The organism is Streptomyces abyssalis (assembly GCF_001751365.1).
Lineage (GTDB): Bacteria > Actinomycetota > Actinomycetes > Streptomycetales > Streptomycetaceae > Streptomyces > Streptomyces abyssalis.
This window is the reverse complement of the sequence record NZ_LJGT01000040.1, coordinates 792,192-808,624: the sequence shown is the minus strand read 5'-3', so window position 1 is coordinate 808,624 and position 16,433 is coordinate 792,192. Positions and strand designations below refer to the sequence as shown.

Sequence of the window (16,433 nt, the reverse complement as noted above, 5' to 3'; positions counted from 1 at the left end):
ACGGCAGGAACACTATCATCGATGATACTTTCATGAATGAAAGTCTCCTGCAATCCGGGGCAGCGGATCGGGGCCCGCAGCGCGGCACGGCACCGCACGGCTGCGGGCCCGCGCCGAAGCGCGGGCCCGCAGGGCACCGGGTGTCCGTGACGTGCCGGACGGACGGTCCGTAGCGGCGCTCAGCCCGGAACGCTCTCCGCGGCCCGCGCCCGCCGCAGCCGGGGAACGCCGCCGCGGGCGACGATCCGCGAGCGCGAGAAGGGCCTGCCGCGGTCGAGGGCTCCCGCCAGCACGGCTATCGCAAGTCCCGCCAGGGCCAGCACCACGCCCACGAGCATCGGTGAGCGCCAGCCCCAGCCGGCTGCGATGGCGACTCCGCCGAGCCACGCGCCCCCCGCGTTGGCGAGGTTGAACGCGGACTGGTTGCCGGCGGACGCCAGTGTCGGCGCGTGCCGCGCGTTCTGCATGATCAGCATCTGCAGCGGCGTCGTCGTCATGAAGCCGAGCCCGCCGAGCACCACGACCATCGCCATGGCGGCCCACTTGACGTCCACGACGGCGTGGAAGACGAGCATCGAGGCGGCGAGCGCGCCCAGCCCTCCGTAGAGCGTGGGACGCAGGGCACGGTCGGTGAGCGGCCCGGCGGCCAGGGCGCCCAGTGTCATGCCGATGCCGAAGAGCGCGAGCACCACCGTGACGGACGAGTCCGCGAGTCCGGTGACCTCCGTCATGATCGAGGCGAGGTAGCTGTAGACGGCGAACACGCCTCCGAAGCCGAACACCGCGGTGAGCAGGCCGAGTACGACCTGCCGGTGGCCGAGCGCGCGGACCTCGTGCCCGACACCACGCTGGTGCTCCAGCGGCAGATGCGGGACCAGTGCCGCGAGGCTCGCCATGGCGACGAGCCCGATGGCGCTGACGACCAGGAACGTCGCGCGCCAGCCGAGCGCCTGTCCGATGGCGGTGCCGGCCGGCACACCGACGATGTTGGCGACGGTCAGCCCCAGGAACATCGTGGCCACGGCACGGGCCCGCCGGTCCTCCGTCACCAGGCGTGCGGCGACGACGGCGCCGACACCGAAGAAGGCTCCGTGCGGAAGGCCCGCCAGCACCCGTCCGGCGAGCAGTGTTCCGTAGCCGGGGGCGAGCGCGGAGGCGAGGTTGCCGACGGTGAAGAGCCCCATCAGCAGCACCAGCATCCGCTTGCGCGGGACGCGGACGCCGACCGCCGTGAGCAGCGGCGCCCCGATGACGACGCCGATGGCGTAGGCGGAGACGAGATATCCGGCGGTGGGCACAGAAGTCCCCATGTCATCCGCGACGTTGGGCAGCAGGCCCATCATCACGAACTCGGTTGTGCCAATTCCGAAGGCGCTGATCGCGAGCGCGAGCAAGGCCATAGGCATGGGCGGGAAACCTTTCAGGGCAGGGTCGAGCAAGGCGTCAACAAGAGGTTCAGGAGGGTGATGCGCGTGCTCGGCGTACGCGGCGGGGGTCCTCGCGGGGTGCCCGGCGCACTGGCACGGCTTCTTATGTTCTCACACTGAACAAAGTCTCTCAGACGTCGTTCCGCCACGGCGCCCATCCATGTTTCAGGACGGCAACAACCGTCCGGATCAGGCGTGATTCACACCACGGGCCGCCAGGACGCTTCGCCCTGGCGGCCCGTTCGCGCGCACGCGCTGGGTGCGCCGGGTGCGCAGAAAGTGTGCCGCGGTGTCCCCGGAGTCCGTCCCGCGGCTCAGAACTCGACCGACGCGGCCACCGGCAGGTGGTCGCTGCCGGTCGAGGGCAGCGACCAGGAGGAGACCGGCTCCAGCCCCTTCACCATGATCTGGTCGATACGCGTCGTCGGGAACGACGCGGGCCAGCTGAAGCCCGGTCCGTCTCCCGCCGCGCCCTGCGTGGAGCGCATCTGCGACGTGACCGGCGCGAGCGCCCGGTCGTTCATGGTGCCGTTGAGGTCGCCGAGCAGCACCGCCCGCTCCGTACGGTCCTGCGCTATGGCCCTGCCGAGCGCCTCGGCGCTGCCGTCCCGCTGGCCGGCGGTGAAGCCGGATGCGAACTGCAGCCGTACGGACGGCAGATGGGCCGCGTACACGGCGACGTCGCCCTTCGGAGTGGCGACCGTCGCGCGCATCGCACGCGGCCAGCCCATCTTGATGTCGACCGTCTCGGCGTCCCGCATCGGGTACTTGCTCCAGACGCCGACCGTGCCCACGCGCTTGTGGTGGCGGTACTCGCCCGCCAGACCCTTGTCGTACTGCGCGGCCTGGCTCCCGGCGACCTCCTCCAGGGCGATGATGTCCGCCCCGGACCCGGCGAGTTCACGCGCGGTGCGCGCCGGGTCGGGGTTCTCGGCGTTGACGTTGTGCGTGACCACGGTGAGGTCGCCGCCCGTGCCGGACTTGCTGGTGAACTGGCCGCCGAAGAGGTTCAGCCACACCAGCGCCGGAAGCAGCAGCGCCACCAGCGCGAGGAGCGAACGGCGCAGCACCGCCAGCAGCGCCAGTACGGGCACGAGCGCACCGCCCCAGGGCAGGAAGGTCTCCCAGAGCGAGCCGAGGTTGCCGACCGCGTTGGGCACCTCGGCGTGCAGGAACAGCGCGAGACCGAGCAGTACGGCCAGGGCGGCCAGCAGCCAGCCCCGCCGCCACGCTCCCGGGCCGCCCCACCTGGCGAACATCCGGGGCACACGGCTGCCCTCCCGGCGTGTGCGGGACCCGGTCCCGTCCCACTCGCCCGAAGCCTTCGCGGCATCCGCCATGTACGCGCGTGCCATCCGCTGTCCTCACTCGATTGCTGGTGCTGGTCGAACGATAGGTGATGCGGAACGGGGAGTTCCCGTACGACGAATGTCCCGCACAATCACCCGGCCCGCAGGGGAGCCTTGGGCCATTCCCATGTGTGGTGACCCATGTGTCCTGGAGGACGAACACCCAGGCAGGTGAGGTTCCGGCGGCGCGCCGTTCCGCGGTCGGCTGTGACGGAACACGCACATCGCCCGGGATCTTCCGCCCGGCCCTCCTTGTGCGCGGCCTCAGCCGCCGGCGCGTACCCCGTCCAGCACGGAGTCGACGATCTGCTCGGCCAGGCCGTCCGGGAGGTCCTTGCCCTCGTGCAGGACGGTGCGGGTCAGCATCGGCCCGGTGAAGAGCTCACCCAGCAGCCCCACGTCGAGGTCGCCGCGCAGCTCTCCTGCCTCGATGCCGCGCCGCAGCACGCCGTGCAGCGTCTCGCGGCGGGCCTTGATGACGGTGTCGTGGTACTGCTGCCACAGCTCCGGGTGGCTCTTCACATGGCTGGTCATGGTGCGCAGGACGGCGGACTGGCGCTTGGCCATGCCCACACGTCTGTACCACTCCAGGAGCGTGACGAGGTCGTCCCGTACGGACGCTCCCACGGGCTCTGCCGGGGGTTCCTCCAGCGCGTCCACGACGGCCAGCAGCATCTCGTCCTTGCCTCCGGGCCAGCGCCGGTACACGGTCGCCTTCCCGACCCCGGCGACGCGTGCGACGCCCTCGATGGACAGCGCGTCGATGGAGGTGCCCTCCTCCAGCAGGCGGAGCACGCCCTCGATGATGGCCCGCTCCACCGCCTCGCTGCGCGGGCGGCCGCGCCGCGCGGGGGCCGCGTCCGCGCCCGCGTCCGACGGCATCGGGTTCATCGTGGTGCTCCTTCGTGGCGGTTCCGGGCTGCCCGGCGTACGTACGTCAGGGGGTCGCACCGCCCGGGCGGGCAGGTGCGCTGCGGTGCGGTCGCCGGGGCCGCGGACGGAGGCCGGAGCACCGGGGCCCGGGGGCACGGATGGTGCTCAACTGCCCGCGCGTGCCGGCCGATTCAGGCACGGAGCGTCCGGCCCGGTCCCGGCTACCGCCTCCGGTCAACGACCGGCGCCCACCGGTGGTTTCGTGATGTCCTGCTCCGGCGGACCCGCGGCGTCCCCGTCCGCGCCCGGCTGTCTGCCCGGCAGCCATACGGCCACCACCAGCGCCCCCAGCAGTGCGACAGCCGCCGAGCCGACCACGGTGACGTGCATGGCTTCGATGAAGGCGTTCTTTGCCGGATCCACCAACTCCCGGCCCGCGGGGCCCAGTCGGGCCGCCACCGCCAGGGTCCCCTCGATCGACTCCCCGGCGGCGTGCCGTACGCCCTCGGGCAGGGGCAGCCGCTCCAGCCGGTCTTCGATGCCCTCGCGGTAGCGGGCGGAGAGCAGCGACCCGAGGACGGCGACGCCCATGGCCCCGCCGACCTGCCGGAAGGTGTTGTTGACGGCCGATCCGGAGCCCGCCTTCTCACGCGGCAGGGACTGCATGATCGAGACGGTGGCGGGCGGCATGATGTGCGCCATCGCCGCGCCCTGCAGGAAGAAGACCACCTCCAGTGCCCAGATCGGCGTCGTACGGCCGAAGAGCAGGAACGCCGCCATCCCCGCCGCCACCAGCAGCATCCCGCCCGTACAGACGGCCTTGGCGCCGAACCGGTCGACGACCAGCCGCGCACGCGGCGCGAAGATCAGCTGCGCGGCGGCGAGCGGCATCATCAGCAGCCCCGCCTCCAGCGCCGAGAAACCCCGCACGCTCTGCATGTAGAAGACGGCGAAGAAGGTCACGCCCATCAGCGCGAAGAAGACGAGCGCGATGGCGGCGACGGCCGCGGAGAAGGCCGGGTTCTTGAAGTAACCGACGTCGATGGCCGGATGGTCGCTGCGGCGCTCGTGGAGCACGAAGGCGGCGAGGACCACCACTCCCCCGCCCGCGGTGAGCAGCACCTCGGGGTCGGTGAAGTCGGCGAGCCTGCCCCCGGTGATGATCCCGTAGACGAGCAGCACGAGGCCGGCGACGGACAGCAGCACGCCGACCGGGTCCAGCCGGCCGGGATCCGGGTCGCGGGAGTCGGGCACGGCCAGCAGCATCGCGGCGAGAGCGACCAGGACGACCGGCACGTTGACCAGGAAGACCGAGCCCCACCAGAAGTGTTCGAGCAGCACACCGCCGGTCACCGGGCCGATGGCTATGCCGAGTCCGACGCCGCCCGCCCAGAGACCGATCGCCTTGGGCTGCTCGTCCCGCTCGAAGACGTTCACGAGGATCGCCAGTGTGGACGGCATGACGAAGGCGCCGCCGAAGCCCATCACGGCGCGGAACGCGACGAGTTGGCCCGGTGTGGTGGCCAGGGCGGCGAAGACGGAGCCGAGCCCGAAGACCACGAGACCGAACAGGAGCACCCGCTTGCGGCCGAACCGGTCGCCCAGCAGGCCCGCGGTGAAGAGGAGTCCGGCGAAGACGAGCGTGTAGGAGTTGATCGCCCACTCCAACTCGCTCTGGCTCGCGCCCAGTCCCGTCGGCGCGGGCTGGGCGATGGTCCTCATCGCCACGTTCAGGATCGAGTTGTCGAGCACGACGATCAGCAGGCTGAGCATGAGAACGCCGAGGATCACCCAGCGCCGGCGGTGCACGTTCTCGGGAACGGAGGAACTCATGCGGCAGAGCCTAACCCATTCCGATACGGCCCCGTCTCGTATCGAATACTCGGGGATCTCTGCTCGGGTATCCCTGCTCGGGTATCCCGACGTCCCTTCCTCAGACCCCCGCCCCGTGCCAGCATGGAAGGGTCTCCCCAGGCGAAGCCATAGGGAGGGGTCTCCCCAAGGCGAAGCCATAGGCAGGGGTCTCCCCAAGGCGGAGCCATAGGGGACGTATCCGGGGACGCCGTCAGGGCGCCTCGAGACGACGAACACACAGGAGCGTTCAGCCATGTCTGATGCGCAGAAACAGGACCGTGTCCCTGGAGGGCCGTCCAAGAAGCAGCCCGCAGCTCTCTACGGCGGCGTGCGCAACCGCCGCGTCACCGTCCGCGACCTGGGCTCCGCGAAGGAACGGGGTGAGCGCTGGCCGATGCTCACCGCCTACGACGCCATGACCGCTTCCGTCTTCGACGAGGCGGGCATCCCGGTCATGCTCGTCGGCGACTCCATGGGCAACTGCCACCTCGGCTACGAGACCACGGTCCCGGTCACCCTGGACGAGATGACCATGCTCACCGCCGCGGTCGTACGGGGCTCCCGGCGGGCCCTGATCGTCGCGGACCTCCCCTTCGGCACGTACCAGGAAGGGCCCGTACAGGCGCTGCGCAGCGCCACCCGGCTCGTCAAGGAGGCGGGAGCCGGCGCGGTGAAGCTGGAGGGCGGTGAGCGTTCGGCGCACCAGATCGAGCTGATGGTGCAGTCCGGCATCCCGGTGATGGCCCACGTCGGCCTCACCCCGCAGTCCGTGCACGCGATGGGCTACCGCGTGCAGGGCCGCGGCGAGGAGGCCGCGCAGCAGCTGCTGCGGGACGCCAAGTCCGTGCAGGACGCGGGGGCGTTCGCGGTGGTGCTGGAAGCCGTTCCCGCGGAGCTGGCCGCGGAGGTCACGCGGTCGCTGCACGTGCCGACCATCGGCATCGGCGCCGGGGCGGACACCGACGCCCAGGTGCTGGTGTGGACGGACATGGCGGGCATGACGGCGGGCCGCGTGCCGAGCTTCGTCAAGCAGTACGCACAGCTGCGCGAGACCCTCGGCGACGCGGCCAGGGCGTTCGCACAGGACGTGATCGCGGGCGACTTCCCCGAGGAGCGGCACAGCTTCGCCTGACGGGGCACGGGCGCAGCCACGCGCGCGTGGCGAGGTGTGGCTTCGGGAGCAAGCCCCGGAAGCCCTCGGGAGCGGGCCTTCGAGCGGCCGTCCGGTGCGTGATCGCACCGGACGGCACGGACGGCACGGACCAGCCCGGCCCGGTCCGGTCCGCTCCGGCACGGTTCTTCGACGCGGGCCGGCCGGCCCCGCCTCAGGGCGGGAACGGCCCGGTTCCGCCCCGCCCCATGGCAGCGGCCGGGACGAAATCCCCTTCGAGGCAGGACCGTTGGCCGATCCGTTCACCCTGCGGGTACGGTCTGACCCCATGACCAGCGCCTCCACCCACCCCGATCATCACCGCATCAGCCCCGTGTTCCTCGCGCTCGCCGCGATCATGGCCGTCTCCGGGTGGGCGGTCTGGTCCGGCCTCGCCGACGTGACGGGCGTCGCGGTTTTCTTCTTCGTGGTCTCGGGCTGGGTCGTCTCGCTGTGCCTGCACGAGTACGCGCACGCCCGTACGGCTCTGCGCAGCGGCGACACGTCCGTCGCCGCGAAGGGCTATCTCACGCTCAACCCGCTCAAGTACACGCACGCCATGCTGAGCATCGTGCTCCCGGTCGTCTTCGTCGTACTCGGCGGCATCGGACTGCCTGGCGGCGCGGTCTACATCGAGCGCGGCCGTATCCCGGGCCGCTGGAAGCACAGCCTCATCTCCGCGGCGGGACCGGCGACGAACGCCCTGTTCGCGGCGGTCCTCACGGCCCCGTTCTGGCTGGACGCCATGGGGGACGTGCCGTTCGCGTTCCGGCACGCGCTGGCGTTCCTGGCGATGCTCCAGGTGACGGCGGCCATCCTCAACCTGCTGCCGGTTCCCGGGCTGGACGGCTACGGCGTACTGGAGCCGTGGCTCTCGCCCGCGGCACGGCGGCAGGCGGAGCCCTTCGCCCCGTTCGGGCTGCTGGTGGTCTTCGGCTTCCTGTGGATCCCGGGTGTCAACGGCGTCTTCTGGGAGGCGATCGGGAACGTCATGGGTGTGCTCGACGTCACGGATCTGGATGTGGGTTACGGCTACGACTACTTCCGCTTCTGGCAGGGCGAGCCCGAAGTCGCGGTCACCCCGCAGCCGTAGGGCGCCATGGCGCGCCGCAGCAGGACCCTGCAGGACGCGTGCGCACGCACCCCCGTGCGCACGCACCCCCGGCTTCTACCGCGTGGTCCGGTGCGTCACTCCGCCGAGGCCGCCCTGTGCCCCGGCTGAGCGGCGGCTTCCCCGGCCTTCGGCGAGGAGACCCCAGAGCGGGCCCTGCGCCCGTAGTACCAGGCCATGTTGGAGGCGAGGCCCCCGAGCAGCACCCATACGATGCCGAGCCAGCTGCCGTTGACGAACGCGACGACCGCCGCGATCGCGGCGAGCGCGCACAGGGCGGTGGCGTAGCGGGCGATGCCCCGGGACGAGCGGAGGGAGGCGTCGGGGGCGGACATGCGGGCGGCTCCAGTCGGAACGTGTGGGTGTGCGGGCTGTATACGAGCCGTACGCCAGCGGCGTACCAGCGGGGCGTGCCGGCGGCGTACGTGCGGTTCGCCGGTGCCGTACGGGCGGCGCCGGTGAGGCGCGGCGGTGCGCCGCACCCCCGCCATTCTCCCCCATGCGCCCCCACGGGTCCGCGGCGGTCCGCAGCAGTCCCCGGCTTCAGCCCCACCGGCCGCTCACGAGCCGTGCGGCCGCGCCCGGTCACGTAGGGCCGGTGGGGCGGCCGTACGCCGCCCCCGCTCACACGTCGGTGAGCCTGATGCCCGCGTGCACCTTGTAACGCCGGTTGACCGAGACCAGGTTGGCGACGAGGGACTCGACCTGGTGCGCGTTGCGCAGTCGTCCGGCGAACACACCCCGCATACCGGGAACACGCCCCGCGAGCGCCTGCACGACCAGGCAGTCCTCCCGGTCCTCGCCGAGCACCATCACATCGGTGTCGATCTTCTCGACGTCCGCGTCCGCGAGCAGCACCGCGGAGAGATGGTGGAAGGCGGCGGTCACCCGGGAGTCCGGCAGGAGCGCCTCAGCCTGCTGTGCGGCGCTGCCCTCCTCCGGCCGGATCGCGTACGCGCCCTTCTTGTCGAAGCCGAGCGGATTGACGCAGTCGACGACGAGCTTGCCGCGCAGCTCCTCGCGGAGCGACTCGAGGGTCCTGGCGTGCCCGTCCCACGGCACCGCGACGATCACCACGTCCGAACGGCGCGCGCACTCCGCGTTCTCCGCTCCCTCGACGCCCAGGCCGATCTCACCGGCCGCCTGCTGTGCGCGCTCTGCGGCACGCGACCCGATGACGACCCGCTGGCCGGCCCTGGCCAGCCGGTAGGCCAGCCCCCGGCCCTGGTCGCCGGTGCCCCCGAGCACGCCGACGGTGAGGCCCGAGACGTCGGGAAGGTCCCAGGGGTCCTTCCTGGGCGCGGGAGAAGAGGACGCGGACGAGGATGCAGAAGTCATACGCAGGATCCTGCCACCCACCATCCCTGCGGCGCCTTACTCACAGCCGTGAAGGTGATCACGTACGAGCAGGACGGGCGCGGGGGCGGGGACGGGCGGGGACGGTCCGACTGCCCCTGCGGCTCGCGCCTCCAAAGCAGTCAGCACCGCTTTCATGCTTGACGTGGCCGCGGCGGGGTGATCACCGGCGCGCGTCGGTGTGCATCCTGCTGCGCGCACGCCCGTAGGAGAAATAGAGCACCACGCCTGCAGCCATCCACACTGCGAACCGCAGCCACGTCTCGGCGGAGAGGTTCAGCATCAGCCACGTGGAGGCGGCGATCGAGGCGGCCGGCAGCAGCGGCACCCAGGGAGCGCGGAAGGAGCGGGGCAGGTCGGGACGGGTGCGGCGCAGGATGATGACGGCCAGGGCGACGAGAGCGAAGGCGAAGAGGGTCCCGATGTTCACGAGACTGGCCAGCTCCTCGATGCTCGTGAATCCCGCCAGGACGGCCACGACGAGACCCAGCAGGAGGGTCGAGCGGTACGGGGTGGCGAAGCGCGGATGCACCTTGGAGAAGAACCGGGGCAGCAGCCCGTCACGGCTCATCGCGAAGAACACGCGGGTCTGACCGAGAAGCAGGATCATGCATACCGTCGTGAGGCCGATCGCGGCGCCGAAGCTGATGACTCCTGCGAACCAGGGATGCCCGGTGGCCTTGAAGGCGTCGGCGAGCGGCGCGTCCACCGTCAGCCTCGTGTAGTTCTGCATACCGGTCACCACGATCGCGACGGCGACGTACAGCACGGTGCAGATGAACAGCGAGCCGAGGATTCCGCGCGGCATGTCGCGCTGCGGATTCCTGGTCTCCTCGGCGGCGGTGGCCACGATGTCGAAGCCGATGAAGGCGAAGAAGACCACCGACGCCGCCGTGAAGATGCCCTGGACACCGAAGTTCGTCGGGGCGTAGCCGAAGATCAGCTGGATCAGCGGGGCGTCGAAGCCGGAGCCTCCGAGGTTTCCCTTGGCTTCGGGGACGAACGGGCTGTAGTTGCCCGCGTCGATGAGGAAGGCTCCGGCGACGATGACGATCAGTACCACCGTCACCTTGATCGCGACCACGAGCGCCGTCACCCGCGCGGAGAGCTTCATGCCGAGCAGCAGGATCGCCGTCAGCGCCAGAACCAGCACGGCCGCCAGCAGATCGAAGCCGAACCCGTCACTGGCAGCCGACCCCTGCAGGAAGGTGGGGAGGTCCCAGCCCGCGGTGTCCATCAGGGACCGCACGTAGCCGGACCAGCCGACGGACACCACCGCGGTCGCCAGCGCCATCTCCAGCATCAGGTCCCAGCCGATGATCCAGGCGGGGAACTCACCCAACGAGGCGTACGAGAAGGTGTACGCCGACCCCGCGACCGGCACCGTCGAGGCGAACTCGGCGTAGCACAGGGCAGCCAGAGCGCAGACCGCTCCGGACACCGCGAAGGCGATCGCGACCGAGGGGCCCGCGGTGTCCTTGGCCACCGCACCGGTGAGCACGAAGATGCCGGTGCCGATGACCACTCCGATGCCGAAGACCGTCAGGTCGAGTGCGGACAACGACCTCTTGAGCTTGCGGTCCGGCTCCTCCGTGTCCTGAATCGACTGCTCGATGGACTTCGTCCGGAACAACTCTCCGAAGCCGCTGCCCGCGGCCCGCCTGGCCTTGCTCACGCTGTACCTCCGTGGTCGTCAGACACAGCAGGCGACAGGAGCTGACGGCCCCGGCTCCGGTCCTCGGTGTCTCATCGGCCCATGCTGACGGGTCGTTCAGCCGGCGGAACGCAGGCGCAGGCGAGGGGACCCAGAGGTGCCGCCGATGGACGTGCCGGGAGGGTGCCCTCGTCGTGGCCGGCGCCGGCCTGCGGCAGACCGCGGATCGCCGCGGGCGACGCTCGTGATCAGGGCACCTGGGGCGCCTCCGGCACCGAGGCCAGCTCCGCGACCGGGACCCGTCTGAACGTCACGGTCTCGTACGGGTTTTCGTCCCCTGTCTCGTACAACAGGCCCAGGGTCCCGTCATCGACCCGGACGAGATCCGAGTAGGCCGCCGGGCGGTCGTCCACGGTGTGCACTGTCCACCAGTCCGTGCCGCCGTCGAAGCTCGCCCGCAGCGTCATCCGCCTCCGCTCCTCGGGGTCGCCGGGCGCGGAGAAGACCAGCACGTCCGGCTCGTACAGCTGCAGCACGCTCGCCTCGACCACGGGCGCGGTGAGCGCGGGCTGCGGTTCGAACGGGGCGAGCAGGGACTCGCCGCCGTCCTCGGAGCGCGCGTCTGCCCGGTGCTCGGGCGCGATCGCCTCGGTGCGGGTGTTGAAGTAGACGACGCCGTCGGGCAGTTCGGCCGCAGTGGTCTCGTTGACGTTGACGACGCCGTCGGTGTTGTCGTCGGTGTAGCCGATGCGCCAGGTCTCGCCGCCGTCGTCACTGAGCAGGTCGTGGCCGCCGTTGTACCGGCCCTCGGTTCCGTCGTCGCCTTCGTCCTCCGGGGGCAGCGAGTGGTTCGCCGGGACGACGAGGCGGCCCTCGTGCGGGCTGCGCGTCAGCCGCAGGGCGTGCCCCGGAGTCGTCGCGTACCAGCGCCAGTCGGGCATCTTCGCGGACGGGGTGATCTCCCGCGGCCCGGACCAGCTCTCGCCCGAGTCCGTGCTGTGCTGCACCCATACGCGGCGGCCGTCGCCCGCGGAGACCTCGCCGCGGCGGATGCGGTCCTCGGTGGCGTCCGCGGCATTGGTGACGAAGACGAGGACGATGCGGCCGCCGGTGCCCTCCGGCTCCTCCGCGTCACCTTCCCCTTCCCCCTCGCCCGGCGGGATCACGACGGGCGACGGATTGCCGGCCGTGCCGGTCCCGTGCGAGGCGACGACGCGCAGCTCCCCCCAGCTCCGCCCGCCGTCCGCGGACCGGCGCGCGACGATGTCGATGTGCCCGGTGTCGCCCGAGGAGTCCACCCTGCCCTCGGCGAAGGCGAGCAGCGTGCCGTCCGGCGCCAGGACACACGCGGGGATGCGGAAACTGGCGTAGCCCTCGCTTCCCGCTCTGAAGGGCACGGACGTCTCGTACGGCATGAGCGGCTCCCAACTTCCGGGCTCGGGAAAGAAGTTGACCGATGCCTGAAAGTAAGCACACGGCAACAGAGCGTCAAGGGAACGGGAGATGAACATCCCCGCACGGCACCTGCGGGACGGGCCTCCCGCAGCGCACCGCACCACACCTCCCGCTCCCCCGGAGCCTCCGGCCCGGGCGGTGCCCCCAGTCACATCCGTACGGGTGACCACTGCCGAAACGCCCGTCGCGCCGGAGCAGTTGAGGCATCATGCCGGGCAATGGATGCAGTACGAGTCGCACATCTGCGGGAAGCGCTTGCCGGCACGGAATGGGTGCAGTCCGCACGCCGGTTCGCCGGATCGCTGCGTACGTCCGTCGCACCGCACCGGGGCGGGCTGCTGCTGGTCGGCACCGAGTCGTACGAGCCGTGGCATCTGGCGGCGCACCTCGACGACGAGGCCGCCTGGTCCGGGCAGCCCGAGCTGTCGCCCACGCTCGTCCGCCACCGCGTGCCGCCCGCCGCACCGGCGCATCTCTCGGCGGGCCTGGGCCGTATCGAGGCAGCGGGCCGCAGGGAGACCGTCCTTGTGGTCACACCCGGCGACCCCGGGCCGGAGCTGCTGGAACGTGTGAACGACGCACGCCGTGCGGGTGCGACGGTGCTGGCGCTGGACGGCGGCGCCGACGGGAAGCCTCCGCACGAACCGTACGGACCGAACCAGCTGCACGAACCGCACGAACTGCGCGAGCTGCACGGCATCGCGCACGACGTGCTCAGCGCCGACGCGGCCGAGGTCGATCTGGAGATGGTCCAGCATCTGGTGAGCGCGGCCGCGGGCGAGAGCTTCCACGGGCCGGTCGGCCCCAGCGGCGCTCCGGGGCTGCCGGCCGCGGGCTCAGGGCGCCCCACGTTCCGCGACAGGCTCTCGCGCCTCGCGGACCATCTCTCCGCTCCGCCGCCCACCCGCTGGTGAGAGCGGTTTCCACCGGGGCGTGCCCGCCGCCTGTGCGGCTGCCACGGACCCGGACCACGTCTCCCGCGCCGCCCGTTCCGTACGACCCTCTGGCGCACCGTTCCCGCACGGGGCAGGCTTCTCAGTCCCCGTTACGCGCAGGCCCGCGAGCTCCGTCGGCCGTCGCGCCGCGCGGGCCGACGTCCGCCCGGCGAAGGAGAGCGATGTCCCGTCCCCGCGGTGCCCGCCGTCCCCTCGCGGCGCTCGCCATGGACCCCGACGCGGCCGCCGCCCTCCTCGACGACAGCGTGCTCGCCACGCTCGCCGAACACACCGCGCCCTCCCCGCTCCCCCTGCTCCACGACCTCGGCACCGACGTCGCACGGCAGGCGCTGGCCGGTACCGAACTGCTGATCACCGGCTGGGGATGCCCGCCCCTCGACGAGGACGTGCTGGCCTCCGCTCCCCGGCTGCGGGCTGTCGCGCACACCGCGGGAAGCGTGCGGGGACACATCACCGACGCCTGCTGGGAACGCGGCATCGAGGTCTCCTCGGCCGCCGCCGCCAACGCCCTGCCGGTCGCGGAGTACACCGTGGCGATGATCCTGCTCAGCGGAAAGCGCGTGCTGGAGACCGCACGCGACTACGCCGCCGCACGCGCCCGCACCGACTGGCTGCACGACCGCCCCGGCATGGGCAACTACCGGCGCACCGTGGGGATTCTCAGCGCCTCGCTGATCGGGCGCCGCGTGATCGAACTGCTGCGGCCGTACGACCTGGACGTGCGGCTCCACGACCCGTACGTCACCGCCGGGGAGGCGGCCGGACTCGGCGTACGCCTGGTCGAGTTGCCCGAACTCTTCGCGGACTGCGACGTCGTGAGCGTCCATGCGCCGCTGCTGCCCACGACGCGGGGACTCGTCGGCCGCGAACTCATCGCCGCCATGCGGCAGGACGCCACCCTCGTCAACACCTCGCGGGGCGCGGTGCTCGACCAGGACGCCCTCACCGCCGCCGTGCTCGCGGGCCGCATCCGCGCCGTACTGGACGTCACCGAGCCGGAGGTGCTGCCGCGCGAACACCCGCTGTGGGACTGCGAGAACGCCCTCATCACGCCGCACATCGCCGGCTCCCTCGGCAACGAGCTGCGGCGGCTCGCGGACCTGACCGTCTCCGAAGTCGCCCGCTGGGCGGGCGGCGAGGGCTTCGCCCATCCCGTACGACGCGAAAGGCTGGCGTTCCTCGCGTGACACCCGCAGCCCGCACAACCGCCGCGTTCCCCTTCGGACTCCCCGCCGAGGACAGGGAGTTGAGCCCCTTCACCGGCTGGACCCGCGGCCACTGGGAGGCCACGGCCGACGGCCTGCTCACCGCCGCAAGGCGCTACGCCACTCCCCGTGGCGCAATGCTGGACCTGCCGGGCCGGCCCTCCCGCAGCGGGGTGCGCTCCGACGGACTGGAGGGCTACGCACGCACGTTCCTCGCCGCGGCGTTCCGCGTCGCCGGCGCGCACGGCGCGGACCCGCACGGCCTGCTGCAGCGGTACGGGGACGGGCTGGCCGCCGGCACCCGCACACCCGGCAGACAGGACACGGAGTCGTGGCCGCGGGTCCTCGACCACACCGTGTACGGCCAGCCGATGGTGGAGTCGGCGTCCGTCGCGCTCGGACTGCGGCTGACACGTGCGTGGCTGTGGGACCGGCTCGACCCCGGCGTTCGGGACCGTGCCGAGGAATGGCTGCGCGGCGCGCTGCGCCATGTGCCGGCACCCAACAACTGGTATCTCTTCCCGCTGACCGTCGCGGGTTTCCTGGAGTCCGCCGGACGCGGCGACGCCGAGACGGCACGGGCACTCGACCGCGGTCTGGAACTGCTGGAGAGCTGGTACAGGGGTGAGGGCTGGTACTCGGACGGGGACGGCCGCGCCTTCGACCACTACAACGGCTGGGCCCTGCACCTGTATCCGCTGCTGCACGCCCATCTCGCCAGGGACACAGGGCAGTCGGCGCGTCTCGGCGCCCGGCTGCGCACCCACCTGGAGAGCTTCGGGCTGCTCTTCGACGGCGACGGCGCGCCCCTCCACTTCGGCCGGTCCCTCACATACCGCTTCGCCGCGAACGCCGCCGTGGCACTCGGCGCGCTGACGGGTCACACGCCCCTCGCGCCGGGCGTCTCCAGGCGGCTGCTGAGCGGGTCACTGCGCTATTTCCTCGACCGCGGCGCGCTCAGCCGGGACGGCCTGCTGACGCTGGGCTGGCACGGTCCGCATGAGGCGACGCTGCAGGACTACTCGGGCCCGGCCTCTCCGTACTGGGCGTCCAAGGGCCTGCTTCCGCTGCTCGTACCGGAGGACGACCCGCTGTGGACGGCGCGCGAGGAGGCCGCTCCCAGCGAGGGCCCGGCGCGTGCCGTCGCGCTGCCCGCCGCGGGGCTGCTGATCCAGACGAGCGGTGACGGCCGGGTGCGGCTGCACAACCACGGCAGTGATCACGTGCCGCCGCACGAGGGCGAGAGCGCACGGAACGCCGACCCGCTGTACGCGCGGCTGGCGTACTCCACCCGTACGGGCCCGACGGCGAGCGGCAACGTGCCCGACAACCACTTCTCCGTCCAGGTGGCCGGGCCGGACGGCGCCCCGGTGAGCAGCGCCCGCGTACGCATCCACCCGATGGGCGCCGGGGCCTGCCCGGACGGCGGCTGGGGCTGGGCCGCGTCCTGGCACACCCCCGTCTTCCCCGCCGGCGGCCCGATGGTGCCGGGGCTGCGCGTGCAGAGCCTCACGTACGTACGGGGCGGGCTCGAACTGCGCGTGCACCGCGTGCTGGGCGCGCCCCCGGGTGCCCGCGTACGGCTGACCGGCTGGGCGACGCCCGGACCGGACGCGCGGCCGGACGCTCCGCCACTGCCTGACCTGCACGGCCTGCACGGCTGGGACGACCACGCCCCGGTCGCACTGCGGGCACCGCAGGGCACCGCCTTCACCCGCTGGGCCCTGGTGCCCGCGCTGAGCGGCGACGCGGAGGGCACCACCCTCTTCGTCGCCCTCGCCGCACTCCCGCTCACACCCGCCGGCAGGGTCCCCGGCGACGAGACCGGGGCCGAGACCGGGGCCGAGACCGGAGACGAGACCGCGGCGTCCGAGGCGGCCCCGCCCCCGCTGTCCGGTTCCGCCCGGCTCCTCTCCGCGGACACAGCCTCCGCCGTGGTCCGCTGGCAGTCGGACGGCCGCGTCACCTGCCTCGCCTTCGCCGGCGACGCGGTCGAGGTGAACACCTCCGACGAGCCCGTGCCGTAGCGCCACAGGCCGTCCG

At 72.0% G+C, this 16,433-nt stretch carries 13 protein-coding genes; 5 read left to right on the top strand and 8 right to left on the bottom strand.

Annotated elements, in window-relative coordinates; genetic code table 11:
* Positions 1-179 precede the first annotated feature (179 nt).
* From AN215_RS18420 to AN215_RS18405, 4 genes are all read right to left on the bottom strand, one after another.
* A complete protein-coding gene (locus AN215_RS18420; RefSeq protein ID WP_070011809.1) occupies positions 180-1,406 on the bottom strand; it encodes an MFS transporter in 1,227 nt (408 codons plus the stop codon).
* Between the two features lie 335 nt (positions 1,407-1,741).
* A complete protein-coding gene (locus AN215_RS18415) occupies positions 1,742-2,686 on the bottom strand; it encodes an endonuclease/exonuclease/phosphatase family protein (RefSeq protein ID WP_070012088.1) in 945 nt (314 codons plus the stop codon).
* Between the two features lie 354 nt (positions 2,687-3,040).
* The gene (locus tag AN215_RS18410) at positions 3,041-3,667 is read right to left on the bottom strand and encodes a TetR/AcrR family transcriptional regulator (protein WP_070011808.1); all 627 of its coding nucleotides are present in this window, start codon (positions 3,665-3,667) and stop codon (positions 3,041-3,043) included.
* Positions 3,668-3,883: 216 nt separating this feature from the next.
* Positions 3,884-5,482, bottom strand: coding sequence for an MFS transporter (locus AN215_RS18405; RefSeq protein ID WP_070011807.1), 1,599 nt, complete (start codon positions 5,480-5,482; stop codon positions 3,884-3,886).
* 274 nt (positions 5,483-5,756) lie between these two features.
* Here AN215_RS18405 and panB point away from each other — a divergent pair, with 274 nt between their 5' ends.
* Both panB and AN215_RS18395 read left to right on the top strand, forming a co-directional pair.
* Complete coding sequence (gene panB / locus AN215_RS18400; RefSeq protein ID WP_070011806.1) at positions 5,757-6,635, top strand: 3-methyl-2-oxobutanoate hydroxymethyltransferase; 879 nt, start codon at positions 5,757-5,759, stop codon at positions 6,633-6,635.
* A 307-nt stretch (positions 6,636-6,942) separates the two neighbouring features.
* Positions 6,943-7,746, top strand: a complete 804-nt coding sequence (locus AN215_RS18395; RefSeq protein WP_070012087.1) for a site-2 protease family protein — start codon at positions 6,943-6,945, stop codon at positions 7,744-7,746.
* 95 nt (positions 7,747-7,841) lie between these two features.
* Here AN215_RS18395 and AN215_RS18390 read toward each other — a convergent pair whose 3' ends face one another.
* From AN215_RS18390 to AN215_RS18375, 4 genes are all read right to left on the bottom strand, one after another.
* Positions 7,842-8,099: a hypothetical protein gene (locus AN215_RS18390; protein WP_070011805.1), complete on the bottom strand. Its 258-nt coding sequence runs from the start codon at positions 8,097-8,099 to the stop codon at positions 7,842-7,844.
* 289 nt (positions 8,100-8,388) lie between these two features.
* A complete protein-coding gene (gene npdG, locus AN215_RS18385) occupies positions 8,389-9,102 on the bottom strand; it encodes an NADPH-dependent F420 reductase (RefSeq protein ID WP_070011804.1) in 714 nt (237 codons plus the stop codon).
* A 181-nt stretch (positions 9,103-9,283) separates the two neighbouring features.
* Positions 9,284-10,795 (bottom strand): amino acid permease, encoded by a 1,512-nt coding sequence (locus tag AN215_RS18380; protein WP_070011803.1) that lies wholly within the window; start codon positions 10,793-10,795, stop codon positions 9,284-9,286.
* Positions 10,796-11,022: 227 nt separating this feature from the next.
* A complete protein-coding gene (locus AN215_RS18375; RefSeq protein ID WP_070011802.1) occupies positions 11,023-12,189 on the bottom strand; it encodes a sialidase family protein in 1,167 nt (388 codons plus the stop codon).
* Between the two features lie 258 nt (positions 12,190-12,447).
* Between AN215_RS18375 and AN215_RS18370 the strand changes: the two genes are divergently transcribed.
* The 3 genes from AN215_RS18370 to AN215_RS18360 all read left to right on the top strand — a co-directional run bounded on the left by AN215_RS18370 (position 12,448) and on the right by AN215_RS18360 (position 16,417).
* Entirely contained in the window at positions 12,448-13,143 is a 696-nt protein-coding gene (locus AN215_RS18370) for a hypothetical protein (protein WP_070011801.1), read from the top strand.
* Positions 13,144-13,346: 203 nt separating this feature from the next.
* On the top strand, positions 13,347-14,372 hold the full coding sequence (locus AN215_RS18365; RefSeq protein WP_070011800.1) for a hydroxyacid dehydrogenase: 1,026 nt from the start codon (positions 13,347-13,349) through the stop codon (positions 14,370-14,372).
* Positions 14,369-16,417, top strand: coding sequence for a DUF2264 domain-containing protein (locus AN215_RS18360; protein ID WP_079123170.1), 2,049 nt, complete (start codon positions 14,369-14,371; stop codon positions 16,415-16,417). The genes AN215_RS18365 and AN215_RS18360 overlap by 4 nt, the downstream gene beginning before the upstream one ends.
* Positions 16,418-16,433 lie beyond the last annotated feature (16 nt).